This window comes from Pinibacter soli (genome assembly GCF_029961145.1).
GTDB lineage: Bacteria > Bacteroidota > Bacteroidia > Chitinophagales > Chitinophagaceae > Pinibacter > Pinibacter soli.
Genome location: NZ_JASBRG010000001.1, coordinates 425,011 through 449,238 on the forward strand (window position 1 = coordinate 425,011; position 24,228 = coordinate 449,238).

Below are 24,228 nucleotides of genomic sequence, written 5' to 3' on the forward strand. Positions count from 1 at the left end.
TTTCGTATTAACTAGATAAGAAACTGTCGCGTTTTAGCCTAATTTCCTATCTATTTAACAAATGCTTACGACAAATCCCTTTAATTTGCTTTTTTTTAAAACAACCAGATGTTAAGAAGAATCCCTGTAGCTACGTCATTGTTGGTTTTTTGTTTGCTTACGATAACTGCTTTTTCGCAAGATACAACGCATCCTACATCGATCGATCCGGAACTGGAAGCTATTCCCAACGCAAAACAGCCTAAGGAATATGTAATTGCAGATATAAAAGTTACAGGAACTCAAAAATACGATGCCTCTATTATTACAAGTATCGCCGCGTTGAACGTGGGCGATAAAGTAATTATCCCCGGAGGTGACAATTTCAGCAAAGCCATTCAAAATCTTTGGAACCAAAAGCTATTCGCCAACGTAAAGATCTATTTTACAAAGGTTGACGGCAGAAACCTTTCCATAGAAATTAATATCACTGAACGTCCTACTCTCGCCAACTACTATTTCAAAGGCATAAAGAAAACCGAAGAAGACGATCTTAAGAAAAAAATAGGGCTTGTAAAAGGCAGGGTAATCACGGAAAACATGACCCGTACTGCAATTGAGCTCATTCAAAAATATTACAGCGAAAAAGGTTACAGAAGTGCAGACGTCAAAACAGAGTTGAAAAAAGAGCCTGGAATGGCAAACGCTCAATCACTTACTTTCGACATCACTAAAGGACCTAAAGTACGTGTAAACGAAATCAGCTTCTTCGACAATCATAACGTCTCCGGTGACAAACTGAAGGGCCAAATGAAGGGCACTAAAGAGATGACGCATTTAACGTTGTTCCCGCCCAAAGAAATGAAAGCTTACGGTACCAGCGAGCGCATGACCCTGGACAGCTTCGTTAGAGAGCATGACTACCTCTACCCTACAAAGATCAAGGAATACATAGACCCTTATTTCCGTTTTAAACTATTCAGTTCAGCTAAATTCAGCGAAAAGAAATACGAGGAAGATAAGGACAAAATACTAGACTACTATAACTCCAAAGGTTATCGTGACGCCGGCATTGTGCAGGATACGCAATACTATACTTCCAAAGGAACTTTGAACGTAGATATCAAAGTTAGTGAAGGTCACAAATACTATTTTGGTAACATTTCCTGGAAGGGAAATACAAAATATTCCGACTCTCTTTTGACGCTGATAATGGGCATCAAAAAAGGCGACGTATATAACCTTGAGATACTTAACAAAAAGCTTGGTAAACAAATGGCACCGGAAGGTGGTGACATCAGTGGATTGTACATGGATGATGGCTATCTGTTCTTCCAGGTAGATCCGGTGGAAACAGCCGTTTACAATGACACTATTGACTTCGAAATAAGAATGCGCGAAGGGCCGCAGGCTACTATCAAAAACATTCGTATTGCCGGTAACGAGAAAACTAAAGAGCACGTTATACGTCGTGAAATCAGAACCGTTCCTGGCGATAAATTCAGTCGCGAGGCACTGATCCGTTCTCAACGTGAGATTGCTAACCTTGGCTTTTTTAACCAGGAAAAAATTGGTATCAACCCTGTTCCAAACCCTGAGGATGGAACGGTGGACATCAACTACACGGTGGAAGAAAAGTCCGCTGACCAGCTTGAGCTTTCTGCCGGTTGGGGCGGCGGTATCGGCTTGACCGGTACAGTGGGTGTTACCTTCAACAACTTCTCCATTAAAAACATTTTCAATAAATCCGCGTGGGATCCATTACCTACAGGTGACGGACAAAAACTGAGCTTGAGAATTCAAAGTAACGGACGTGCTTTCCGTTCTGAAAACATCTCATTTACCGAACCTTGGTTGGGTGGTAAAAAACGTAACTCATTAACGGTGAGTTTCTACAACACCCGCTATTCAAACTCATACGACTACCGCACGGGTACATACAGCCGTAAAGCCAGCGATACTTCATACCTGAGAACGTTTGGCGCGTCTATCGCGTTGGGTAAACAATTGAAATGGCCGGATGACTATTTCACATTGGTCTACTCTTTGAACTATACTCAGTATAAGTTGAGAAACTATCCGAACCTGTTCCCTGGTTTGAATAACTCTACGTCGCACAACGTGAGCTTTAAAATAGCATTGAGCCGTAACTCGGTTGACCAGCCAATCTTCCCAAGAAGCGGTTCTAACTTCTTGTTAAGTGGCCAGTTTACGCCTCCTTACTCATTGATAGATCCGTCTTTGGTAACATCAGCGCATCCGTACGAGCTGCCTGAGTTCCACAAATGGCGCTTCAACGGAGAATGGTACGTACCGTTGAGCAAACCAAGCGGTGCAGACAAGAGCCACCAGTTTGTATTGAAACTGGCTGCTAAATACGGCTTCATGGGTAAATACAATCGTAACCTGGATTACTCTCCGTTCGAGCGTTTCCAATTGGGTGATGCCGGTTTGACAAACAACTTCGGTATCCTTGGTTACGACATCATTGCACACAGAGGTTATCCGATCTATGATAACTCAGATCCAAGTGTGAACCCTGATAAGAGCCAGGCGAGCAGATTCTTTACCATCTTCAATAAATATACTGCAGAGGTTCGCTATCCGTTTACAACAAACCCAAGCAGCACTATTTATGGTCTGGCGTTCTTTGAAGCAGCGAATGGCTGGTTCGATTACAAAGACTACAATCCGTTCCGTTTGAGAAGAAGCGTTGGTCTTGGTGCAAGATTCTTCCTGCCAATGTTTGGTTTGTTAGGATTTGACTATGGTGTGGGTATTGATCGTATGCAACCCGGAGGCAAACTGAAAGACGCCGCTAAATTCACATTTATGCTGGGCTTTGAACCAGAATAATAAACCTAAAAAGATTCTTTATGAAAAAGCTAATTTTTTCAGCCTTATGCATTCTTGCTGTCATTTGTACAGCTTCTGCACAACGATATGCGATTGTTGACACCCGATATATTTTGGAGAAAATTCCGGATTACACCGATGCTCAAAAGAAACTGGATGACATCAGCGCACAATGGCAAAAAGAAATCGACACAAAACAACAGGCTTTGGATAAAATGTACAAAGACTTTGATGCAGAGCAGGTTATGCTGAGTGACGTGTTGAAGAAAAAACGTGAGGATGAAATTTTCGTGAAAGAAAAAGAATTGAGAGATCTTCAAAGAAAGCGTTTTGGTTTCGAAGGCGATCTTTTTAAAAAGCGTCAGGAACTGGTAAAACCAATACAGGACAAAGTTTACACGGCTATTCAGAAACTCGCCGTGGCCAAGATGTATGATTTTATTTTAGATAAAAGTGAAGGAATTACCGTTATATTTGCCGACCCTAAACTGGATAAAAGCGAAGATGTGCTCCGGGAATTGGGTGTTAAATAAACGTGAAAGCGAGTTTAGCAAAACAACTAAAAACTAAGAAATAACAACTTCAAAAAAACACAATTTCAGAACACAATGAAAAAATTATTAACAGTAGTGTTAATTGCTGGTGCCCTGATGGTAGCAAACAACAAGGCTAACGCTCAATCGAAAATTGGATATGTGAGTTTGAATGAGATTATCATGTCTATGCCTGAAGCTAAAAAAGCTGACTCTTCTTTACAACAATTCCAACAAGCTCTTATAGAAAGTGCAAAAGAAAAACAAGCTGCTTTTGAAGAAAAAGCACAAAAATTTATTGCTGACTCGTCTAAAATGACTCAGGCAGTAAAAGATGTTAAAAGAAAAGAATTGCAAACTATCAGCCAGGAATTGGCAGGTGAAGAGCAACGCATTCAACAAGAATTGCAGAAAAGACAAGATGAATTGACTGATCCAATTCAGAAAAAAGCAATGGATGCAATCCAGGCTACAGCTAAAGAAAACGGTTACAGCTATGTGTTCGTAAAAGAGCAATTGATCGTTTATCCACCGGCTGATGATTTGGCTCCGTTGGTAAAAAAGAAATTGGGAATTAAATAAGTAATTTTCAAGAATATAGTTAAAACGTCCCGCTGGTTAAGCGGGACGTTTTATTTTTGTTACATGTCAACAGAATATCATCCAATTGGCGTATTTGATTCGGGTTACGGCGGACTTACTGTTTTAAAAGAAATAGTGAAAGAATTGCCGCAGTACGATTACATGTATTTAGGCGACAATGCCCGCACACCATATGGTAACCGCTCCTATGAAACTGTTTACCAGTATACATTAGAGTGCGTTAAGCATTTGTTCAGCATGGGTTGCCGTCTTGTGATATTGGCTTGCAATACTGCATCTGCAAAGGCTTTGCGAAGCATTCAGCAAAATGATCTGCCAAACATCAATCCTGATTATCGTGTGTTGGGCGTAATCAGGCCCTCCGCTGAAGTGATTGGCAATTATTCCAAAACAAATCACTTAGGAATACTTGCCACCAAGGGAACAGTCAATTCACGTTCATATATACTCGAAATAGAAAAGTTCTTCCCCGAAGCGCACGTGAGCCAGCTCGCCTGCCCTATGTGGGTGCCACTCGTAGAAAACGGAGAATATGCCAATGAAGGAACTGATTTTTTTGTAAAGAAATATGTTGACCAGGCAATGAACCAGGATAAAGAGGTCGATGCCATTTTGCTTGCCTGCACACATTATCCGTTGCTTTTGGACAAGATCAAGAAATACACTCCCGAGGGAGTAAAAGTCATTACTCAGGGAGATATTGTGGCCAAGAGCCTAAAGGGTTATCTCGAACGCCATCCTGAAATGGAAGCCCAGTGCTCTAAAGGTGGCAAGCTGGAATTCTACACAACCGACTCCACCGAAGATTTCAGCCGCCAGGCCGCAATATTTTTCGGAAGACCGTTGGAGGCGAAGAAGGTAGAGTTTTAATGGAAAATTGAAAGTTGAAAATTGGATTTTTTTTATAGTAAACTCATTTCCAATAGTTTAACATCCTTCATTTTCAACTTTCAATTTTCAACTTTCAATTACTAAAAATCTTTTTGAATTTTACCCTCCCTGATTTACCTTTGCCGTCCCTTTCACGCCGACGGGTATGGTGACCCGTTGTGAAGTTGAAGTAAAATTGCCGCAAGGCGCATTAGTTAAAACGGGTTAAAAAAGTAATAAAATGAAACGTACATTTCAACCACACAAACGTCGTCGTAAAACCGTTCACGGTTTCCGTAAACGCATGCAAACTGCTAACGGACGTAAAGTATTGGCTTCCCGCCGTAAAAAGGGTCGTAAGAAACTAACTGTTTCTGACGAGAAAAAAGCGAAATAAAACTTAGCTTTATTCCAAATAATTTATAGCTCCGCTGTTGTGGAGCTATTTTTGTTTAAATCATATTCATTGAACAAAGTACATACATTAGGAAAAACAGAACGGCTTAAAAGCAGAAAACTGATAGATTCACTTTTTCAAAAAGGTAAGTCTATGAACGTGTTTCCTTTTCGTGTGTACTACTTGTTCACCGAGTTGTCTGCCGATACCCCGGTGCAAGCCGGAGTTAGTGCCAGTAAGAAATATTTCAAGAGAGCTGTAGATAGAAACAGGATAAAGCGCCTTACCCGCGAGGCTTACAGGTTAAGAAAAATTCCTTTGAAGGAAATTCTTGAGGCAAAGAATCTGCAACTTGCCGTGTTTTTTATTTACACAGGTAAAGTAATTCCTACCTATACCGAGGTGTGCGAGAAAATGGATATTATCATCACTAAACTTTCGGAACAAATTGTGCAGCGATCATAACCATATTGAAGAAGTTGAGAAAGTAAGCCTGGTCAAGCGAATATTGATCTCTCCTTTTGTGTTATTGATCAAACTATATCAGTGGATAATTTCGCCCATTCTGGGCCCTAAATGCCGCTTCACTCCTACTTGTTCCACTTATGCCTTGCAGGCTTTCAGAAAGTATGGCCCGCTAAAAGGTTTTTGGCTAGCCTTCAAAAGAATCATTCGCTGCCATCCGTGGGGAGGGCATGGGTATGATCCATTGCCGTAGGCAATGGCAATTAATAATTAATAATTTAAAATTAATAGGTGTCACACTGTAAGTTTAGCACAAGCACACCTGTGTGCAAATAAAAATAGAGCGGCATTCAATAACGAACGCCGCTCTATTAATTCTTAATTATTAATTATTAATTGGTTCTTACTGCTTCAGCATCTTCACTGTTCTATCCAACACTTCTCTTGCATCTGGCGCTGTGTAGAATTTATATACCTCAGGAGCTTTATCGTTATCAGAGCTGAAAGAACCTGGCAATTGATTGAATGGTCCGAAGATTTGTGCGTCTGTATTTGCACTAACTTTCTGCAATTTGCCCGGTACGATGAAGAAGTTCTTTTTGGCTTCTGTAACACCCTGACCATTTACCAACTGTTGCAAACTGTCAATTTTCTCCTGTAGCTGAGCCTGTGTGATTTTTGTTTCTCCAGGACCGCTACCGAAGTTTTTGTAACCGCCCACCAATGTATCTGTTTTCAAATTCAATACATACAAACCCGGAGCATCAACGGAAAAGCTTTGTTTGCCGGAAGGCGTTTCTACGTTCAATACAACTTTATCGCCTGTATTAAAAGTTACATATTGTTCGTTATGCTGAGTGCCTGGCTCTTGTTTAATGTTTGCCATGTTCTGTGCATCTACTGTAAGCTTGCCGCTCGACATGATCAATACTTTTTTAGTGTTGCTACCGCCTGAGCAGGATACAAGTGCTACAGAGGCAGCGATTGTTACCAGTGAAAATAGTTTTTTCATTTTTGTGTTTTAAATGGTTATCAGGTTACTTCTTCGTGTTAAAAAGAATCCCGGAGCTAAAGTTCCGGGATCGCAAATAACAACTTTTTTTTATTACTACTGGTTATTTTGTAGCAGCGGCAAAACGCTCAGCTACTTTGTTCCAGTTAACTACGTTCCAGAAAGCTCCAAGATATTCAGGACGACGGTTCTGATATTTCAGGTAGTAAGCATGTTCCCATACGTCAACACCCAAAATTGGCGCGCCTTTTACTTCAGCAACATCCATCAAGGGATTGTCTTGGTTTGGAGTAGAAGAAACTTCCAGTTTGCCGTCTTTTACCAACAACCATGCCCAGCCGCTACCAAAACGTGTAGCACCCGCAGTATTGAATTTTTCTTTAAATGCATCGAAAGAACCGAAAGCAGCATTGATAGCATCAGCTAAAGCACCGCTTGGCTGACCACCTGCATTTGGTGCCAGTGATTCCCAGAAAAAGCTGTGGTTCCAGTGACCACCGCCATTGTTACGAACAGCAGGAGAAATAGTACCTGCAGCAGCAACTAACTCTTCAAGGCTTTTATTTTCGTTTGGAGTTCCTGTGATTGCTTTATTCAGATTATCTACATATGCCTGGTGGTGTTTACCATGGTGGATTTGCATAGTAAGCTCATCGATGTGAGGCTCCAGGGCATTGTGCGCATACGGCAGCGCAGGTAATGTAAACGCCATAATTATAGTTTTTAAAGTTAAATGATTGTTCTAAAATTCGTTGAACGGATAACAAATGTAATGGTTTTTTTGGGAGTTGAAAGTGAAGAGTTGAACGTTGTAAGACATTTGCCACAAACCCTTGAAAGCGGGCCACTGCCGACTGTTTTGTTTAGCAAATCGTTGTATTAAATTATCTTAAACAAAATTATGTGACCTGCCAACAACAACTCTCAACTCTCAACTTTCAATTTTCAACTTTCAATTCCCGCCTATCTCCTTGCCTTAAAAAAACTTTTCATTAATTCCGAGCATTCCTGTTTCATGGTGCCGGTTGTAATCACCGTTTTGGGATGAAAAGGGAAATTGACACCGGTGATGCGCTTATGTCCATTTTTTTCATCATCGGCTCCCCACACAATGCGCCCCACTTTTGCCCAGTACAATGCACCGGCGCACATAAGGCACGGTTCTACGGTTACGTATAAGGTAGCCTCCGGCAAATATTTTGCCCCGATGTAATTGAATGCCGAAGTAAGGGCAATAATCTCGGCGTGCGCAGTAGGATCGTTCAGTTTTTCTACCTGATTATATCCTCTTGCTATAATCTTATCATTCATTACCACAATGGCTCCTACGGGCACTTCTCCTTCCTCAAAGGCCTTCTGCGCTTCCCGGTATGCCATCTGCATGAAATATTCGTCTGTCATTAAACGAAATTATTTATTTGCCCTGAATTAGCTGTAAATTGATTTGAAATTTGAGAATGAAAAATGCTGCCTCAAATTTCAAATTTCAAATCTCAAATTGAGTATATGCTTGCAAACGTTCCCGATATTGTTCCTGCTTCTGCGATGCCTTACACCACGTTAACGGGCAATGCAGAAAGGTTGCGCAGCTATTTCGAGTCCGGTGCAACGAGAAGTTATGAATTCAGAAAGCAACAATTGCAGCGTTTCAAGCAAGCAATCATTGAGCACGAGGAAGAAATCTTGCAGGCGCTTTTTACTGATCTCAAAAAAAATGCTGCTGAAGCATATGCCACAGAAATCGGACTAACACATGCAGAAATAAACAAGGCGCTTAAAAATCTGCATAAATGGATGCTTCCTGAAAAAGTAAGCACCAATCTTGTAAATCTTCCATCCAAAAGTTATTTGATTCGCGACCCATTAGGCGTGGTGTTTATTATTGCTCCGTGGAACTATCCTTTTCAACTTTGCATGCTGCCGATTGCGGGGGCCATTGCTGGTGGAAATTGTGTTGTCGTGAAACCGTCAGAACTAGCACCGGCAAGTGCAGCGGTTATCGAAAAGATCATTACAAAAACTTTTCCGAGTGAATACATTTTTGTTGCGCAGGGAGATGGATCCGTTGTAGTTCCGGAGCTGATGAACACGTTCCGTTTTGACCATATCTTTTATACCGGAAGTGTTCCTGTTGGAAAAAGCGTTTATGAACTTGCTGCGAAAAAACTTGTGCCTGTTACGCTTGAGCTCGGTGGAAAAAGTCCCTGTATTGTAGAGAGCGATGCTGCGCTAAAAACGGCAGTGAAGAGAATTGCGTTAGGAAAATTTACTAATGCGGGTCAAACCTGTATTGCCCCAGACTATGTGCTCGTGCATGAGTCTATAAAGGATCAATTCATTCAGTCACTCACGGAAGCAATAAAACAAATGTATGGCAATGATCCATCTAACAGTAATGACTATGGTAAAATAATTACAAGAAGAAGATTTGATACCCTTGTAAAATATTTATCGCAGGGGAAACTAATTTACGGAGGAAAGACAGACGCTGAGACGCTTTACATTTCACCAACATTAATAACTGATATAAACCTTGATAGTTCTTTGATGAATGAGGAAATTTTTGGGCCCATCTTGCCTGTCATTTCTTATTCAACTTTTGAAGAAGCCAGAAAAATTGTTATGCAAAATCCAGATCCGCTGGCATTCTATGTTTTTACCAATTCGAAAAAGAAAGAACAGCAATGGCTGGGAAGTGTTAGTTTCGGCGGTGGTTGCGTAAACAATACGGCGCTGCATTTTACAAATGACAATTTACCTTTCGGCGGCATTCGTAATAGTGGCATCGGTCGTTATCATGGCAAATATTCTTTTGAAGCATTTACCCATACAAAGGCAGTTTTAAAAACACCTAACTGGATCGACCCTTCTCTAAAATATCCGCCGTACGAAGGCAAGCTGAAATGGCTGAAAAAAATATTGAAATAGACCCGTTGCCAAAGCTTTTCTAAGTTTTATTTTTGCATTTTGAATTACAACTATGACGTTCAAACAAAAAATACTGAAAGCAGCTTATCCGTTGCTGATGAAGATGACAAACCGATTTGGCGCCAGAAATAAAGCATTGCAAAATACAGGGAAGTTGAAATCCATTACATCTATCTACGATTTGTCTTTGCATTTAAATAATGGTCAACGCGTTTCCATGAATAGCTTTAAAGGCAAAAAAATACTCCTCGTAAATACAGCCAGCAATTGCGGCTATACGGGCCAGTACAGCGAATTACAAACACTACACGAAGTTTATAACAATCAACTCTTGATTATTGGGTTTCCTGCAAATGATTTTAAAGAACAGGAAAAAGGCAGCGACGAAGAAATTGCCGGCTTTTGCAAAATCAACTACGGCGTTACTTTTCCTCTTGCAGCGAAAAGCAGTGTAGTAAAAGGCGACGATCAAAATGCCATTTTTAATTGGTTAAGCAACAAGGGAAAAAATGGATGGAACGATCAGCAGCCGTCATGGAACTTCTCAAAATATCTTGTTGATGAAAAAGGAAATCTGACAAACTATTTTGACCCATCAGTGTCGCCATTGAGTGAGCAAATTGTTAGTGCAGTGAACGCTGCGAAATAAATGGTGTACGAAGTACGATCTACGGTGTACGAAATTCGTTATGAAGTAACACTTTAATGACTTTCGTACACTGTACTCCGTACATCGTACATCTCAAAGTCTTAACTTTGCATCTTAATATTTTTGTGCATGAAAAAGAGAATTGTGCCTGTTGTGTTGGTTATATTGTTGAGTTTCAGTCTGTCTGTGGCGAAAGCACAATGTTCTATCTGTACAAAAACGGCGCAACAATTGGGAGAAAAACCCGCCAAGGCCCTCAACGTCGGCATTATCTATCTCGGATTTATGCCGCTGGCTATTCTCGGATTTATTGGTTTTCAATGGTGGAAAAACAATAGAGAAGCTTAGTCTACAGTCTGCCATTTTTCTACAAACGCATATAAGTTAAAGCTCCTGTTTTCAAGGGCTTTTTTTATGTCCTGTTTTAAAGACACTTTGTCAATGTCCTTCATTCTTTTATGCTGAATTAAATGGAATGCTTTTTCCGTCAGCAGCCATTCTCTTTTGTTATTGGCTGACTGCGTTTTCAATCTTGCATTGATGGTATGAAAAAGCTTATCCACTCCTTCTCCTTGCGAAGCAATTGTTTTTACAATTGCAGGCGGTTCGTTTTTATGATTGGTAGAGAGCAGCAATTGCAGATTTTTCATAAAAAGATCAGCAGCGGGCCTGTCGCTTTTGTTGACAACGAAAATGTCTGCGATTTCCATGAGGCCCGATTTCATCGCCTGCACTTCATCGCCTGATTCCGGAACCAGTACCACCACAGTGATATCTGCTAGTCCTGCAATTTCAATTTCGCTTTGTCCAACACCTACCGTTTCAACGATGATGTAGTCAAACGCGGCCATTTTTACGAGATCAGTCAATTCAATGATCTTTGGATGTAACCCACCCAATGCGCCGCGGCTCGCCAGCGATCTGATAAACACATTTGGATTGTTGTACCACTCACTCATGCGTATGCGATCTCCTAATAATGCGCCGAGGTTAAAAGGGGAAGACGGATCCACACAAAGCACAGCAACCTGTTTTCCCTGCTTTACTATTTCTTTGATCAACTCATTGGTAAGCGTGCTTTTTCCGGCACCGGGAGGCCCGGTTACCCCGATAACAGGAGTGGCATTATGGGGGATTGATTTTAAAATGTCCTCATATCCCCGAACTTCGTTTTCCACGAGGGAAATGCTTCGGGCTAAAGACTTTGTATCACGATCTGGCATGGCAAGTTGTGAGTTTTAGGTTAAACTGGTCGCAATTCCCCGCTTTGCACCGAACAGTCGCGTACACCGGCTACATTATACTCTTTTGAATTTTGACTTGTCCTTTTGACTTGCGACTAATGCACAAATCTATTATTTACCCATCAGATATCCGCTAACTATTGTTTACTTTGCGGCCCTTATATTTAAGTTTTAAGAAGATTAAACCTGACCCGCCTATAACTCTAAACCCTTTCTGACATTTGTATGAATATTATCAAGAGCGTAAAAAGCGGCGAGATTTTAAGAAATCACAAGTTTGCTACTTTTTTGTGGTTCACGTTATCGTTTGTTGGCGTGTTGCCAGAAGTGCTAAAAGGACGCATTCACAACTACATTGTATTCAAGAATGTGTATCTGAACCTGATTGCACAACACAACATTTATATCCCTTTTAATGAAAACCTCTACGGTCCTGTATTTGGGCTTGTCATAGCACCCTTCACCTATTTGCCGAATGGCATCGGCGCCATCGTATGGGCGCTTGCGAATGCATGGTTGCTGTACTTCGCCATCAATAAGCTGGACATTTCTAAAGACAAAAAAGCGTTTATCCTTATCGTTTCTTCGATGGAGATGATGAATGTTGCTTCGTATGTGCAAACCAATGGGGCTGTGGCTGCCTGCATTATTCTGGGCTATTGTTTTCTGAAAGAAGAGAAAGAATGGAAGGCTGCCTTTTTCATAATGATCGCTACGTTTGTTAAAATCTATGGTATCGTGGGCCTTGCCTTTTTCTTCTTTTCTCCCAAACCATTCAAATTCATATTATGGTTGCTGGTGTGGTCGGTGTTGTTCTTTGTGGCGCCAATGTTATTGTCCAACCCATCATTCATTCTGCAAACCTATGTTGACTGGAAGAATACACTTCAACGGAAAAATGCAAACAACGGTGAAAGCATGTTTCAGAATATTTCCCTGCCGGGCTTCCTGCAAAGAGCGCTTCACCTGGAAGTAAGCAATGGCATCGTTATTATTACTGGAATGATTTTGTTCGCCACTCAATATATACACTTCAAATACTTTAGTGACAAGCGATTGCAATTATACATTCTTTGTTCAACACTTATTTTCGTTGTGATATTCAGCAGCGGTTCTGAAACGCCGACTTACATTATTTCGTTTGTTGCAATATGTCTTTGGTATACGCTGCAAAAACCTGCAAGATGGGTAAACATAGTAATGGTTGCCTCATTTGTACTGACCAGCCTTTCGCAAACTGACCTTTTCACGCCGCATTTCAGAGATGTTTTTATGAGGCCGTATTGCATTAAAGCAGTTGGCAGTATTGCTGTGTGGTTTATCATTATTTACCAGATTTGGAGGAAACAATTTCTAACAATTCCGGAACCTGCATAAGAGAAATTATTTTTAGATATTTTTGTTTTTTTCCAGACCAATCAGTTACAACCATCATGATCAGCATAATCACGTCTATTCATAACCAGCTTGCCATGAATCAATTATTCATGGAGCGGTTGCGTGCCACTACTTCCGTGCCTTACGAGTTGATAATTATTGACAATAATTCTACCGATGGCAGCAGAGAGTTTTTCGAAAAAAATGCTGATGTAGTAATAGCAAACGAGTCTAATTACTCATACCCATATTGCCAAAACCAAGGCATCGACGTGGCGAAATATGAATATCTGGCTTTCCTTAACAACGATATTATTCTTTCAAAAGATTGGGATAAAAGAATCATCGACGTGATGAACAAAAGAGGCATTGAAGTGATTTCTTTTGCAACCAATGATCATCTGGAAAATAAACAGGTACAGAAAAAAGTGCACAGGAAATGGAAGAAAATAAAATATCCTATCCGCGCCATTTTTGGAGTTGGCTACAAAGCACTGAACTGGATGCTCGAATTAATGTACGGCAACTTTGACAAGTATTGCGAAAAACGATATGAGCAATTTGGAGATGCTGTTATCGAAGGATTCAGTGGTTCATGCATTATCATTAAAAGAAGTGCGTTGGAAAAAATTGGCAAATGGGATGAAAGAATTCAATCTGCTGACTTCGATCTCTTTTACAGAACCAAAGCAAGATCGCTCGAACATAAAGATATTCAGCCGCTGCAGCTTGCATTGGGAGTATACATTCACCACTACCAGCGCCTTACGCTGCGTTCAAAAAAATTGCCTTCGTTTACAGACAAAGGCAATCTTATCAGCTTAAAAGAAAAATGGGGCGACAGGGAAAAAGTCCTGTATAAAGACGTTATCGGCTAGGCTTTACTTTTATATAGTTTTTGAAAGAAGCAATCTGTTTTCCTCCTAAAATATTTTGTTCGATAAAGCTAAGTACACGGTACTTGGTTTTATCGTGCTTATGCTTTTGATAAAACGAGCGATTCGGATATAATTGATCCTGCCAGTTGAACCTTGCAATAAACTCATTCATCGCAGCAGGATGTGTTTCTTTGAATACTTCGAGTTTACTAAGATCGCCATAATCAAATTCGTTTGACGCATCTTTAAACATTTCTGCTACCTTCTCTTTACCATTTACGTCTGTTTCAAAAGAAATTTTCTTTTTCTGCATCAGCTGCGGAGGCCTTACCCAGCCGTAGTGATAAATGCATGCGTCAACCTTAACTACTTTAAGCTTAAAGGTATCTTCTTTCTGGAAATAACTTCTTCCGTCAAAGTTTGGTATACGCCTGAATGACTGTGCGTCGCGCCAGGAATGAATATCCGGATTGTTTCTTATGATCCGTATTTCCTCCGCGTACCACGCATGAGAAACAATGTGATGGGAGTAGTCTCCCCAAAAATGTTTGTAGTCGAACAAAAGTCCTTCAATCTCATTGTTATTCTCAAGCTCCTCACATTTTTTCCTGATAGCAGGCAAATATTTTTCATGCACCACTTCATCGCTTTGCAAATAAAAAAGCCATTTGCCTTTGCATTCGCTCTTTGCAATATCTGTTTGATGCGCATATTCGCCGCCATTAGGATAACCTTCAAGATCCCAAACTGTGTTTACAATTCTTATTTTATCTGAGTTGATCTTTTGTATTTCCTCCAATGTGTGATCTTCTGCATCACAATTTCCAAGTGCTACTACAAATTCATCTACGATTGGCAAAATGGATTCTATCGAAGCTTTAATTGGGTAATAAAGCTTGGTGGCATTTCTAACCATTGTGAATCCGCTGATGAGTATTTCATTTTGGGGTTTCATGAGCTGCAATCTGGGATTAAGGGGTTTTGACTTGTTTATTATTGGCTGGCGAAACAGGAATGCCGTTTTGCAATGCGTATAGTTTGTAATACTTCATAAAGGTAAGGCTCGCAATATTTTTTGCAATAACATATCCGAAATAACCATCCAGAAAACCCATGCGTACAAAGTAACTGTTGATAAATGCCCAAAACGGATTAACTGACATTTTGATCCAACCCGACTTTCTTCCCAATTTAAAGTATGACATCGCTGAGATTGTACTAAAGCGATTATTTTGAATAATATGCTCTTCGAGATTGTTATACGAGTAATGTAAAATGTCGCCTTTTAAATATTGTTTGCGAACATTCGCACTATCGAAAACCACTACGTCGTGAGGATTGATGCCTCCCCATTTCGCAATCTTCTTATTGAATAAGCGAACGCGCCGATTCGGATACCATGCGCCATGTCTGATAAATTTGCCGCAGTATTGCGTGCACCGATTCATGTTGTACACATCGGCCTTTTCATAATTCTTATTCAATGCTTTAATAGCCTGTATCAGTGTTTCATCAAGTACCTCATCCGCATCAAGACTCAGCACATAATTATTTTCAGCATACTCCAGGGCCTTATTTTTTTGCTCCACATAACCCAAAAAAGCTTGCTCGTATACTTTGGCCCCCATTTTTAATGCAATGGTTTTAGTGGCATCATTTGAGAATGAATCCAGCACAACAATTTCATCTGCAATTGCCTTAACTGAATCAAGGCAACGTGCAATGTTGTGCTCCTCGTTATAAGTAATAACCACTACAGATAAGCCATTCATTAAACAAATCTTTTAAAAAATGTGAAAATCAAAGTTTGCAATTTTACCATTTTAAATTTATCAGGTCAAAAAAATTAACTTTATTGAACTTCGTAACTTTCAGCTATAATAAGATGTTATGACAAATTTTATTCCCATATTTCCGTTGGGGGTTGTGGTGTATCCGGGGGAAAATTTGAACCTGCATATTTTCGAGCCGCGCTATAAGCAATTGATAAACGAGTGTAAGGATAACAATAAACCATTTGGAATTCCAGCGGTCATCAATAACCGTGTGAGCGAGCTGGGTACTTTGGTTTCCATACAGGAAGTCTCGAAGACCTATGATAACGGTGAAATGGATATTAAAACCACCGGAGTTGAGATTTTCCGGGTATTGGAAACGATCAGCACCATTCCTGAAAAATTGTACAGCGGCGCAATCGTAAACTACCCCGAAAACGTCGAGGACAAGGGAAACCGCGAGTTGATGCAAAAAGTGGTTCTGGCGGTAAAAAATCTTCACGAACTACTCAAGATAAAGAAAGACTTTAACAAGCCGGACGAGGCACTAATTAGCTACGATATTGCGCATCACGCCGGGTTATCCCTTGAAGAAGAGTACGAACTGCTTGGCCTTTTTCAGGAGCTACAGCGGCAGGAATATCTTAAGCGCCACCTCAACAAAGTGCTGCCAATAATCGCCGAAATGGAACACTTGAAAGAACGTGTTAAGCTGAATGGACATTTCAAGAACCTTTCCGGGCTGGATCTGGAGATTTGAGAGAGCACGCAGATGACGCTGATTAGACTGATTTACGCTGATTTTTCATTTGCTGGCTAACAAGAGCCTTTTCATCTTTTTTACCGCAAAGAACACAAAGAAGCTACAGCAAAATAGATAGCAAGCTGCAAAGCCGCAAAGGGAACGAAGATCCTAACATGCCCTCGTTTCCTTTGCGCACACTTCGCGTTCTTTGCGGTTTAGAAAAAAATCAGTGCAAATCAGTCTAATCAGTGTCATCTGCGTGCCATTTTCTTCCCTACTTTTGGCGCACAAAAAACCTGACTGTGGTGACTACTATTTGTTTTGACTTCGGAAATACACGATTGAAATACGCTGTTTTCGAAAATGACCAATTAAAGGGGGTAGAAAATCTTGAAAGAGCAGACAATGATGAAGTAGCGATGTTGCTGGAAAAACTGCAACCTCAAAAAACAATTCTCTCATCTGTTATCAATCACGATGAAGCAATAGAAAAAATTCTTGCAGAAAAAACTTCTTTTCATAAACTCTCGCATCTTACAAAACTAAATTTTACAACACCTGTTGCAAAGCCTGAAACCATTGGCGCCGACAGGCTCGCGTTGGTTGCCGCAGCAGTTAATCTTTTTCCGGGAAAGCATAATCTTGTTATAGCCCTTGGCACGTGTATTACATATAACTACGTAAACAAATACCACGAGTTTATTGGTGGAAGCATTTCGCCGGGCATGGATATGCGTTTCAAAAGCCTGCAAACTTTTACTGCGAAACTTCCATTGGTAAAAGAGAACTGGAATTTTCCACTGATAGGATATGATACTACAACAAATATTTTAAGTGGCGTTTTGCTGGGCATGGCCAAAGAAATTGATGGCATAGCAGAAGCTTATGCTGAAAAATATAGTAATTTCAATGTTATGCTTACCGGAGGTAATGCACAATATTTTGTACCGCATTTGAAAACGCAACTGACTTCCGATCCGGACCTATTGTTTAAAGGTTTGTACGCCCTGAGTGAAGCGAATTCGTGAAGACGCGAATCGTGAATGGTGAATCGTCAATCGTGAATGGATGTCCCCTGTGAGGCATGCATGATTGTCGGCTATCGTTCACGATCCACCATTCACCATTCGCGATCATCATTCATAATTCATCATTAATTTTGTCCCATGTCAGAACATGCGTCCTCATTTATAGCCAAAAGTACCATCAAAGCTGCCGATCTTGACCATAGAAGAAAGATCAATTTTAATATTGGAAAATATAACTCTGTGGTGCCGGTCGGCAAAAAACAATTCTCTGATGTAAACACTGCAAGAGAACGGGCTAAGAACCTGAAGTGGCGAGCCATTGAGACGCTTGATCAACAACTCGAAGAATTTGAGGCAAATCTTACCAAACGTGGAGGCAAAGTAATTTGGGCAGAAAACACCCAACAGGCGCTTGACGAAATTTACCAGATATGCCTTGCTAAAAATTGTAGGACGATTGTAAAAAGCAAGAGTATGGTGACCGAAGAAATTAAGCTGAATGAATTTCTTCACGAAAAAAATATTGAAAGTGTAGAAACCGATCTTGGCGAGTACATACAACAACTGGACGGCGAAACGCCCTACCACATTGTAACTCCGGCGATGCACAAAAGCAAAGAGGATGTGGCCAAACTTTTTTCAGAAAAACTCGGCACCGATCCTAAGCTTACTCCTGAAGAACTCACTCTTGTAGCAAGAGCAAAACTCCGCGAAAAATATGTACAGGCGGAAATAGGCGTTACAGGCGCAAATTTCATCATTAGCGATATTGGCGGCATTGCCATCACGGAAAACGAAGGAAATGGAAGATTGAGCTGCGGATGGCCAAAAACGCACATTGTGATCGTGGGCATTGAGAAGGTAATTCCTTCCATGGGCGACCTTGGTCTTTTCTGGCCTTTGCTGGCAACTTTTGGTACGGGACAAAAAATCACTTCTTACAATACAATCGTTTCAGGACCGCGCCAGGAGGGTGAAACAGATGGCCCTGAAGAAATGTATGTGATATTGCTTGATAACGGCCGCACCAATTTGCTGGCCAATCCTAAAACCCGCGAAAGCCTTTACTGCATTCGTTGCGGCGCCTGCCTTAACGCCTGCCCTGTTTATAAAAATATTGGCGGCCATAGCTACGAAACCACTTACAGCGGACCAATCGGTTCTGTAATCACTCCGCACTTAAAAGAAATGAATGAATGGAAGCATTTAAGCTATGCTTCTTCTCTTTGCGGCAATTGCACTGAAGTGTGTGCTGTTAAGATCAATCTTCACGAATTATTGCTTGAAAACAGATACGAAGCTGTTGAAGAAGGCGATGCCAAATGGGGTGAAAAAATTGCCTGGAAAATGTGGAAACAAGCCAGCCTTCACCGCAACATGATGAACATGGGCAACAGGAAAATGAAGAACTGGATGGTAAACAAAGTCTTCAAAGGCTGGACGGGTCAACGGGCTGATCTGGATTTTTCTGGAAAGACTTTTAATGAGCTGTGGAAGCAAGGCAAGACAATTTGAAAATGTGAAAATATGGAAATGTGAAAATTCATTCTGTGTAGCGGTGTTGACGAAGTGCTACCTTGCTAATTTTCTTAATTAGATTAATTAATGAGAATCTCATGGAAAAAGATTTTGTTCACGAAAACTGCATGACCCGCATTTTCAAATTTCCATATTTTCACATTTCCACATTTGCCCTCATCTTCTATCAATGAAGCGCACCACCTTCCTCCCGCCTTCCACAAATTGCATGCGCTGGATCTCTTGCGCGGATGCATATTTGATCGATGGAATGACGCGGAGTTTCGCTTGTAAGAGTGAACGAATCTTTCTGTCGTTTTCTTCAGAATAATTGGCAGGCAACACGTGAATCAGCAGTTCGTCCATGCCGATGGCGTTGGTAGAAACTTCCGTTACATAATCTTTTATCTCATCAATAGAGGCAAGGATATCGAACAACACCGGAGGATACAAAGTGGTTCCTTTAAACTTGATCATTTGTTTTTTACGACCAATAACCGGGGACAAACGCAAGGTATTTCGTCCACAGGAACAAGGCGTTTTTTCATAGCGGCAGATGTCTCCCGTTTTATAACGGATCAACGGCATTGCTTCTACACCTAAAGTTGTAATGGTCACCTCTCCTGGTTCTCCGTCAGCAACAGGATGATTGTTTTCATCAAGCAATTCTATAATAACCAATTCAGGATTGTGGTGCCCGCCTCTGCCAGCCTTGCACTCTGTAAAGGCCGTTTGCATTTCTGTGCTGGCGTAAGTGGAATATAGCTGAATGTTCCAGTTATCTGTGATCTTTTTGCCCAGGGTATTTAAAGAAAAATCACCGTTGCGCAAATTTTCACCAATACAAATTGCTTTTCTTACAGACGACCTGTTGATATCGATGCCATTTTCATTTGCAAATTCTATCAATCTCACAATGAACGAAGGAACCGCTACCAGTGCGGTTGGCTGCAGGCGTTGAATGATGTCCCACTGCATTGCAGGTACTCCGGGACCTACGCGTATCATGCCCGCATTCATTTTGCGAATGCCACTGTAATAAGCCATGCCCGCCATGAATTGCCGGTCGAGGGTAAGCATCAATTGATACACATCGCTTTCAGAGCCATCGGCACATAAAAAAGAGGAGTACTCGTTATAAGCCAATCTCTCCAAATCATTCTCTGTAAGCGCGATTGTTACTGGTTTCCCAAGTGTTCCGGAAGTTGCGGTATACTCAACGATCTTTGATTTGTCCACGCAAAGAAAATCCCAATTGCGTTGTTGCACATCTTCCTTTTCCGTTACAGGAAGCAATTGCAATTTTTCAAGCGCATCTATCTTTTGCACATTTATATTGTGCTTCGCAAATAACTCCTTGTAAAAAGCAGAGTGCTGGTTGACATAGGCCAATATCTCCTGCAATTTTTCCAACTGCATTATATCGATTGATTCTGTAGATGCGAAAGCTGTTTCTGTTGAGTACATATTTATTCGATAATTACCACCGCCGATGCTACGCTTTTCAAGTGTGACATCGACAAAGAAATACGGTTAATATTTTTGTTCTCTAAAAAAGTTTTTGTGTTGCCGAGCAATTGAATAGTCGGCTTACCCAGTTCATCGTTTATTACTTCTATTTCATTGAATACAACATTGCCAAACCAACCCGTACCAATAGCCTTCAGGAAAGCTTCTTTTGCGGCGAATCTTGCTGCGTAGTGCTCAAACTTATGCGCCTTACTTTCACAATACACAATTTCTCCCTGCGAGAACACCAGTTCACGAAACCCGTTCTCCTTACTGATCTTTTCAGTAACACGATCTACTTCTATTATGTCGATACCTACGCCGTGTATCATGGTTTTATTTTTTGATGCTTTTGGCACGCAGATGACGTGATTTAGCTGATTAACGCAGATGTTTTGCAAACAATCTATTTGAGATTTAAAGCCGTACATTAATCTGAAATATCAAATCAAAGATCAGCGCAAATCTGCTAAATCAGCGTCATCTGTGTGCCAATTCCTCCTCGCATTTCGCAATCTGTCTGCGTATATGTTCCTCTTCCTGTTTCGTTGCAATCACTTTTGTTAATGCAATCGTGTATTCTTCTTTTGCTTTTGCAAAGTTCTTTTGTTTAAACAAATAATCTCCTGCAATTACATATGTATGATAATATTCGGGGTTACTTGTAATTAAGCTATCAACGTTAATACTTTCTTTGTCTGCTACGCGTTGCTTGTAACTCCTGTACAGCACAAAATCTTTGTAAGCGCTTGTGGTTATAAAGCTGTCAGCAGGAACAGTCAATGCGCTATCAACTATTTCATGATTGTCTTTCATGCCGTGCATTGCAAAGACTTTGTTCAAGTCATAACACACAAACTGCCCGAGCTGCCATGGCGAAGAAGAAACCCATACTAATCTTTTCTGTGGCTCAAAAACAATCGAGTGATGCGCAATCAATTGATTGACCGCCTTCTCATTGCCCATTCCAATATTCGCACCATGCAAACCCTTTTGATCGCGCAGAATATTGATGGTTTTTTGAACCGTGTTAGGGCCATTATTTTGCATCAGCTCTGTTAGTCTTTCGTAGCGATAAACTGATGCGCTTTTTTCCTTCTGCTCCTTGTTCTCTTTCGTTTGCCCCAACAAATCACTTTGAAAATGATTGGCACAAAGAATGTAATTTTTCTTAGGATCGTACATCGCCAATTGCTCCGGTGTCTTTTCAATGATCACTGCTTTGTTATCTAATGCTGAGCCAACAAGGAAGGCTTCTGAAACAAACATTTTCCTTTTCGCAGCAATGGTATATGCCTCCTGAATATTTTTTGCGTACTGTAAAATTTCTCTTGCCACTAAAGAAACAGGCGTAGCAGAGCCAGCAGGGATAGCTGTTTTATCTGCATTGATTGTTACGGTAAGGCCCTGATCATTCATGCCGGAAACCGCGCCAATAAAGCCGCCCCAGGTCACCGTCATAAACTTGTGTCCCTGCGAGGGATTTGTAAACGACACGATCTTATCCTCTGCGAATTGATCGCCCATGTAAAAATCAAAGTTTCTTCCTATAATCATCGTACTATCCGCAGATGCAGAACCCCATGTTCCAAATGAGGTACAACCGACAAGTGCCATACTTTGCAACGCGTGGCCGATATCGTGTGCAGCATGGTAATTCAAGATGCGTTGATAATTCGTCCCGATATAATCATACTCCGTCGATGCTGCTAACGATTCGCCATAAATTTCTTCTTTGTATTCCTCTTTTACATTCTTTGCAAGGTCACGATTGAACCATCCAATAAAGTATTTGAGGAAATGCAAATAGAAAGTAGATGGAATCATCTTCTTTATCTGGCTCACAAAAACATCTTCCTGTCTTTGTATTAATTCTTTTGACAACTTGCCGTTAACTACTCCGCGTTCGAATGGTTCGCCTTCAACATACATTTCATACAAACCGCTTTTGCTTTTGCGGAACCAGTTATTGTCGATGTAATACAACCCTTCTTTCTCCATGCGTTGCAATGTCTCTACTTTAGCATCACTTATTTTAGGATTGGGTTCTTTTGCAACAACCACCAAATAAGTAAATCCTGCCAACAATAGAATGACCAACACAAGTAGTGTGTAACCGAGTATCTTAAATATCTTCTTAAGTACGTTCATGTTAAATTCAAAAGTAAAAATTCAAAAGTAAAAAAGTTGCAGGCTCCTTCAAGTCATTTTTTTGCCTTTTGAATTTTGATTTTTTAATTAGCGGGTATCAACTTCTTCTGATCCTTTCCAACACTTCATGCATATTCACCAGCGACGAGCATGTAGCCAGTGCACTGATTGTAACTCCCAAAATTCCATGCATGGAAATATTTTGACCGGTAAAAAACAGATTGGGCAATTTTGTTTTTGGTGAAATAAAAGTTTTCAACGGCTCTTTATAATCTCTGATAATGCCGTACAGGGAGCCATCATCACCGCCTATATAATCTCTGTAGGTTAGCGGAGTAGAAGTATAATACGATTGTATGCAATCTTTCAAACCTGGGATTTTTTTCTCGGCTTCATCAATCAACTTCTCTGCTTTTCTTTTCTTGAACGCTTCGTATTCTGCACCACGGTCGTCTTCTTTGGAAACGGTATTGAAAGTATTCTCCCACTTTTTCACTTCTTCATACTGCATATAAGTAAATAATGTCAGCCCCTCGGCATACTCATGGTTCTTTGATGATGAGGACGCGAATACACCATAGTTTTTCGGCCACTCTTCATCAGTATAATTCCAGCTATCCCAAACGGCGCCTTCTTTGTTGAAGTAGATATTATGTTTAAAGGATTTGAAACAATTCTTTTTGCAAACAATATTTATAATAAAGCATGAAATTGTATTTTCCAATGAACCGATTCTGCTTCTATATGCATTTCTTATCAACTCCGTTTTCAGCATTTTCAATGTGTTGTACGGATGAACGTTTGATATGAAGTTCTTTGCAAAAAGCGTCTCACCATTGTCCAGCACTACATGATCCGCAACGCCGTTTTTTTCAACAATCTCTGTTACAGTGCAATTTCTTTTTATGTCGCCGCCATTTTCACGAATTATCTGTACAAGATATTTGCCGATCTGTGAGCCGCCGTCCACAAATTTCCACGAGCCCTCAATATAGCTGTTCAAAACAAGCGCATGAACATAAAAAGGAGCCCTGTCGGGCAGCCCCGCATATAATACATTATTACCAGCCAATACTTCCTGCAATCGTGTATTGCTTGTTATCGATTCAATGAACTCCTTCGCACCAAGTTGCATCACCTCTCCTTTCTCAAAGTTTTCATCAAACTTTAGGTTATAAAGAGGAAACTTCCTGCACACTTCCTGCATTTTATCACAATACTTTCGAATGGCAATTTCTTCGTCGGGAAAATATTTTAGCAATTGTTGCACAAAATTTTCATATCCCTGTGCCATCGGATATTTGTTGTCATCATTTTCAAACACGATATAATCAAACGCGTCTTCATCCAGTTTCTCCAACCTTAGCTTATCCATTATACCGAGGTATTTGAATATCTGGTGGAGGTTTTGTCCTTTGCCTAAGCCACCCACATAATGAACGCCAGAATCAAAGATCACTCTTTCTCTTACGAACGTCTGAAGACAACCGCCTATCTGTTTGTTCTTTTCAAGTACGCACACATTGAAGCCCTCCTTGCTGAGCAACGCACCGCAAGTCAGTCCTCCCATTCCGCTTCCTATGATTATAACGTCGTACATTGGTAAGTTAATTTTATTGCAAGAACACGAATCAATTAATAATTAACAATTAATAGGCTTGCGTTCAATATTGAATATAGCCGTCCCACTTCTAAAGAGGTTTGTGTTACA

The 24,228-nt window shown here is 40.6% G+C and carries 25 protein-coding genes; 15 read left to right on the forward strand and 10 right to left on the reverse strand.

The features are described from left to right. Positions 1–108 precede the first annotated feature (108 nt). The 7 genes from QJ048_RS01625 (at position 109) to yidD (ending at position 5,956) form a co-directional block, all read left to right on the forward strand. Positions 109–2,835: a BamA/OMP85 family outer membrane protein gene (locus tag QJ048_RS01625; protein ID WP_282332582.1), complete on the forward strand. Its 2,727-nt coding sequence runs from the start codon at positions 109–111 to the stop codon at positions 2,833–2,835. A 20-nt stretch (positions 2,836–2,855) separates the two neighbouring features. Further along, positions 2,856–3,368, forward strand: a complete 513-nt coding sequence (locus tag QJ048_RS01630) for an OmpH/Skp family outer membrane protein (RefSeq protein WP_282332583.1) — start codon at positions 2,856–2,858, stop codon at positions 3,366–3,368. A 75-nt stretch (positions 3,369–3,443) separates the two neighbouring features. Next, entirely contained in the window at positions 3,444–3,950 is a 507-nt protein-coding gene (locus QJ048_RS01635) for an OmpH/Skp family outer membrane protein (RefSeq protein WP_282332584.1), read from the forward strand. Positions 3,951–4,013: 63 nt separating this feature from the next. Next, positions 4,014–4,841 (forward strand): glutamate racemase, encoded by an 828-nt coding sequence (gene murI / locus QJ048_RS01640; protein ID WP_282332585.1) that lies wholly within the window; start codon positions 4,014–4,016, stop codon positions 4,839–4,841. 241 nt (positions 4,842–5,082) lie between these two features. Beyond that, positions 5,083–5,238, forward strand: a complete 156-nt coding sequence (gene rpmH, locus QJ048_RS01645) for a 50S ribosomal protein L34 (protein ID WP_217793100.1) — start codon at positions 5,083–5,085, stop codon at positions 5,236–5,238. Between the two features lie 69 nt (positions 5,239–5,307). Then, the gene (gene rnpA / locus QJ048_RS01650) at positions 5,308–5,703 is read left to right on the forward strand and encodes a ribonuclease P protein component (protein ID WP_282332586.1); all 396 of its coding nucleotides are present in this window, start codon (positions 5,308–5,310) and stop codon (positions 5,701–5,703) included. Positions 5,704–5,761: 58 nt separating this feature from the next. Beyond that, complete coding sequence (gene yidD, locus QJ048_RS01655) at positions 5,762–5,956, forward strand: membrane protein insertion efficiency factor YidD (RefSeq protein ID WP_282332929.1); 195 nt, start codon at positions 5,762–5,764, stop codon at positions 5,954–5,956. 150 nt (positions 5,957–6,106) lie between these two features. On the opposite strand, the gene QJ048_RS01660 is transcribed toward yidD, so the two are convergent. The 3 genes from QJ048_RS01660 to QJ048_RS01670 all read right to left on the reverse strand — a co-directional run bounded on the left by QJ048_RS01660 (position 6,107) and on the right by QJ048_RS01670 (position 8,116). Next, the gene (locus tag QJ048_RS01660) at positions 6,107–6,715 is read right to left on the reverse strand and encodes a hypothetical protein (protein ID WP_282332587.1); all 609 of its coding nucleotides are present in this window, start codon (positions 6,713–6,715) and stop codon (positions 6,107–6,109) included. A gap of 103 nt (positions 6,716–6,818) precedes the next feature. Then, entirely contained in the window at positions 6,819–7,427 is a 609-nt protein-coding gene (locus QJ048_RS01665) for a superoxide dismutase (RefSeq protein ID WP_282332588.1), read from the reverse strand. Between the two features lie 251 nt (positions 7,428–7,678). Next, positions 7,679–8,116 carry a nucleoside deaminase gene (locus QJ048_RS01670; protein ID WP_282332589.1) on the reverse strand — a complete coding sequence of 146 codons (438 nt, stop codon included), beginning with the start codon at positions 8,114–8,116 and terminating at the stop codon, positions 7,679–7,681. A gap of 105 nt (positions 8,117–8,221) precedes the next feature. Between QJ048_RS01670 and QJ048_RS01675 the strand changes: the two genes are divergently transcribed. The 3 genes from QJ048_RS01675 to QJ048_RS01685 all read left to right on the forward strand — a co-directional run bounded on the left by QJ048_RS01675 (position 8,222) and on the right by QJ048_RS01685 (position 10,640). Continuing rightward, a complete protein-coding gene (locus QJ048_RS01675; protein WP_282332590.1) occupies positions 8,222–9,643 on the forward strand; it encodes an aldehyde dehydrogenase in 1,422 nt (473 codons plus the stop codon). 52 nt (positions 9,644–9,695) lie between these two features. Then, complete coding sequence (locus QJ048_RS01680) at positions 9,696–10,292, forward strand: glutathione peroxidase (protein WP_282332591.1); 597 nt, start codon at positions 9,696–9,698, stop codon at positions 10,290–10,292. Positions 10,293–10,421: 129 nt separating this feature from the next. Then, the gene (locus tag QJ048_RS01685; RefSeq protein ID WP_282332592.1) at positions 10,422–10,640 is read left to right on the forward strand and encodes a hypothetical protein; all 219 of its coding nucleotides are present in this window, start codon (positions 10,422–10,424) and stop codon (positions 10,638–10,640) included. On the opposite strand, the gene meaB is transcribed toward QJ048_RS01685, so the two are convergent. Next, positions 10,637–11,515, reverse strand: a complete 879-nt coding sequence (gene meaB / locus QJ048_RS01690; protein WP_282332593.1) for a methylmalonyl Co-A mutase-associated GTPase MeaB — start codon at positions 11,513–11,515, stop codon at positions 10,637–10,639. The two genes, QJ048_RS01685 and meaB, sit on opposite strands and share 4 nt — an antisense overlap. A gap of 246 nt (positions 11,516–11,761) precedes the next feature. Here meaB and QJ048_RS01695 point away from each other — a divergent pair, with 246 nt between their 5' ends. Both QJ048_RS01695 and QJ048_RS01700 read left to right on the forward strand, forming a co-directional pair. Continuing rightward, positions 11,762–12,913: a glycosyltransferase family 87 protein gene (locus QJ048_RS01695; protein ID WP_282332594.1), complete on the forward strand. Its 1,152-nt coding sequence runs from the start codon at positions 11,762–11,764 to the stop codon at positions 12,911–12,913. 56 nt (positions 12,914–12,969) lie between these two features. Continuing rightward, the gene (locus tag QJ048_RS01700) at positions 12,970–13,791 is read left to right on the forward strand and encodes a glycosyltransferase (protein ID WP_282332595.1); all 822 of its coding nucleotides are present in this window, start codon (positions 12,970–12,972) and stop codon (positions 13,789–13,791) included. Here the strand turns inward: QJ048_RS01700 and QJ048_RS01705 are convergent. Together QJ048_RS01705 and QJ048_RS01710 are read right to left on the reverse strand one after the other, a co-directional pair. Next, on the reverse strand, positions 13,781–14,746 hold the full coding sequence (locus QJ048_RS01705) for a glycosyltransferase family protein (protein WP_282332596.1): 966 nt from the start codon (positions 14,744–14,746) through the stop codon (positions 13,781–13,783). The two genes, QJ048_RS01700 and QJ048_RS01705, sit on opposite strands and share 11 nt — an antisense overlap. 16 nt (positions 14,747–14,762) lie before the next feature. Next, positions 14,763–15,563: a glycosyltransferase family 2 protein gene (locus QJ048_RS01710; protein WP_282332597.1), complete on the reverse strand. Its 801-nt coding sequence runs from the start codon at positions 15,561–15,563 to the stop codon at positions 14,763–14,765. A 118-nt stretch (positions 15,564–15,681) separates the two neighbouring features. On the opposite strand from QJ048_RS01710, the gene QJ048_RS01715 reads away from it, so the two are divergent. From QJ048_RS01715 to QJ048_RS01725, 3 genes are all read left to right on the forward strand, one after another. Continuing rightward, positions 15,682–16,326 carry an LON peptidase substrate-binding domain-containing protein gene (locus QJ048_RS01715; RefSeq protein ID WP_282332598.1) on the forward strand — a complete coding sequence of 215 codons (645 nt, stop codon included), beginning with the start codon at positions 15,682–15,684 and terminating at the stop codon, positions 16,324–16,326. Positions 16,327–16,616: 290 nt separating this feature from the next. After that, the gene (locus QJ048_RS01720) at positions 16,617–17,339 is read left to right on the forward strand and encodes a type III pantothenate kinase (RefSeq protein WP_282332599.1); all 723 of its coding nucleotides are present in this window, start codon (positions 16,617–16,619) and stop codon (positions 17,337–17,339) included. A 138-nt stretch (positions 17,340–17,477) separates the two neighbouring features. Beyond that, positions 17,478–18,854 (forward strand): LutB/LldF family L-lactate oxidation iron-sulfur protein, encoded by a 1,377-nt coding sequence (locus QJ048_RS01725; protein WP_282332600.1) that lies wholly within the window; start codon positions 17,478–17,480, stop codon positions 18,852–18,854. Positions 18,855–19,034: 180 nt separating this feature from the next. Here QJ048_RS01725 and flxY read toward each other — a convergent pair whose 3' ends face one another. The 4 genes from flxY to QJ048_RS01745 form a co-directional block, all read right to left on the reverse strand. Then, positions 19,035–20,324, reverse strand: coding sequence for a flexirubin biosynthesis putative acyl-CoA ligase FlxY (gene flxY, locus QJ048_RS01730; RefSeq protein ID WP_282332601.1), 1,290 nt, complete (start codon positions 20,322–20,324; stop codon positions 19,035–19,037). Between the two features lie 2 nt (positions 20,325–20,326). Next, the gene (acpS, locus tag QJ048_RS01735) at positions 20,327–20,698 is read right to left on the reverse strand and encodes a holo-ACP synthase (protein ID WP_282332602.1); all 372 of its coding nucleotides are present in this window, start codon (positions 20,696–20,698) and stop codon (positions 20,327–20,329) included. A gap of 148 nt (positions 20,699–20,846) precedes the next feature. After that, the gene (locus tag QJ048_RS01740; protein WP_282332603.1) at positions 20,847–22,517 is read right to left on the reverse strand and encodes a C45 family autoproteolytic acyltransferase/hydrolase; all 1,671 of its coding nucleotides are present in this window, start codon (positions 22,515–22,517) and stop codon (positions 20,847–20,849) included. Between the two features lie 97 nt (positions 22,518–22,614). Next, positions 22,615–24,117, reverse strand: coding sequence for a phytoene desaturase family protein (locus tag QJ048_RS01745; RefSeq protein WP_282332604.1), 1,503 nt, complete (start codon positions 24,115–24,117; stop codon positions 22,615–22,617). Positions 24,118–24,228 lie beyond the last annotated feature (111 nt).

Coding starts and splice junctions, on each gene's coding strand:
- QJ048_RS01625 (WP_282332582.1), top strand. CDS start 109: ATGTTAAGAAGAATCCCTGTAGCTACGTCATTGTTGGTTTTTTGTTTG.
- QJ048_RS01630 (WP_282332583.1), top strand. CDS start 2,856: ATGAAAAAGCTAATTTTTTCAGCCTTATGCATTCTTGCTGTCATTTGT.
- QJ048_RS01635 (WP_282332584.1), top strand. CDS start 3,444: ATGAAAAAATTATTAACAGTAGTGTTAATTGCTGGTGCCCTGATGGTA.
- murI (WP_282332585.1), top strand. CDS start 4,014: ATGTCAACAGAATATCATCCAATTGGCGTATTTGATTCGGGTTACGGC.
- rpmH (WP_217793100.1), top strand. CDS start 5,083: ATGAAACGTACATTTCAACCACACAAACGTCGTCGTAAAACCGTTCAC.
- QJ048_RS01660 (WP_282332587.1), bottom strand. CDS start 6,715: ATGAAAAAACTATTTTCACTGGTAACAATCGCTGCCTCTGTAGCACTT.
- QJ048_RS01665 (WP_282332588.1), bottom strand. CDS start 7,427: ATGGCGTTTACATTACCTGCGCTGCCGTATGCGCACAATGCCCTGGAG.
- QJ048_RS01670 (WP_282332589.1), bottom strand. CDS start 8,116: ATGACAGACGAATATTTCATGCAGATGGCATACCGGGAAGCGCAGAAG.
- QJ048_RS01675 (WP_282332590.1), top strand. CDS start 8,222: ATGCTTGCAAACGTTCCCGATATTGTTCCTGCTTCTGCGATGCCTTAC.
- QJ048_RS01680 (WP_282332591.1), top strand. CDS start 9,696: ATGACGTTCAAACAAAAAATACTGAAAGCAGCTTATCCGTTGCTGATG.
- QJ048_RS01685 (WP_282332592.1), top strand. CDS start 10,422: ATGAAAAAGAGAATTGTGCCTGTTGTGTTGGTTATATTGTTGAGTTTC.
- meaB (WP_282332593.1), bottom strand. CDS start 11,515: ATGCCAGATCGTGATACAAAGTCTTTAGCCCGAAGCATTTCCCTCGTG.
- QJ048_RS01695 (WP_282332594.1), top strand. CDS start 11,762: ATGAATATTATCAAGAGCGTAAAAAGCGGCGAGATTTTAAGAAATCAC.
- QJ048_RS01700 (WP_282332595.1), top strand. CDS start 12,970: ATGATCAGCATAATCACGTCTATTCATAACCAGCTTGCCATGAATCAA.
- QJ048_RS01705 (WP_282332596.1), bottom strand. CDS start 14,746: ATGAAACCCCAAAATGAAATACTCATCAGCGGATTCACAATGGTTAGA.
- QJ048_RS01710 (WP_282332597.1), bottom strand. CDS start 15,563: ATGAATGGCTTATCTGTAGTGGTTATTACTTATAACGAGGAGCACAAC.
- QJ048_RS01715 (WP_282332598.1), top strand. CDS start 15,682: ATGACAAATTTTATTCCCATATTTCCGTTGGGGGTTGTGGTGTATCCG.
- QJ048_RS01725 (WP_282332600.1), top strand. CDS start 17,478: ATGTCAGAACATGCGTCCTCATTTATAGCCAAAAGTACCATCAAAGCT.
- flxY (WP_282332601.1), bottom strand. CDS start 20,324: ATGTACTCAACAGAAACAGCTTTCGCATCTACAGAATCAATCGATATA.
- acpS (WP_282332602.1), bottom strand. CDS start 20,698: ATGATACACGGCGTAGGTATCGACATAATAGAAGTAGATCGTGTTACT.
- QJ048_RS01740 (WP_282332603.1), bottom strand. CDS start 22,517: ATGAACGTACTTAAGAAGATATTTAAGATACTCGGTTACACACTACTT.
- QJ048_RS01745 (WP_282332604.1), bottom strand. CDS start 24,117: ATGTACGACGTTATAATCATAGGAAGCGGAATGGGAGGACTGACTTGC.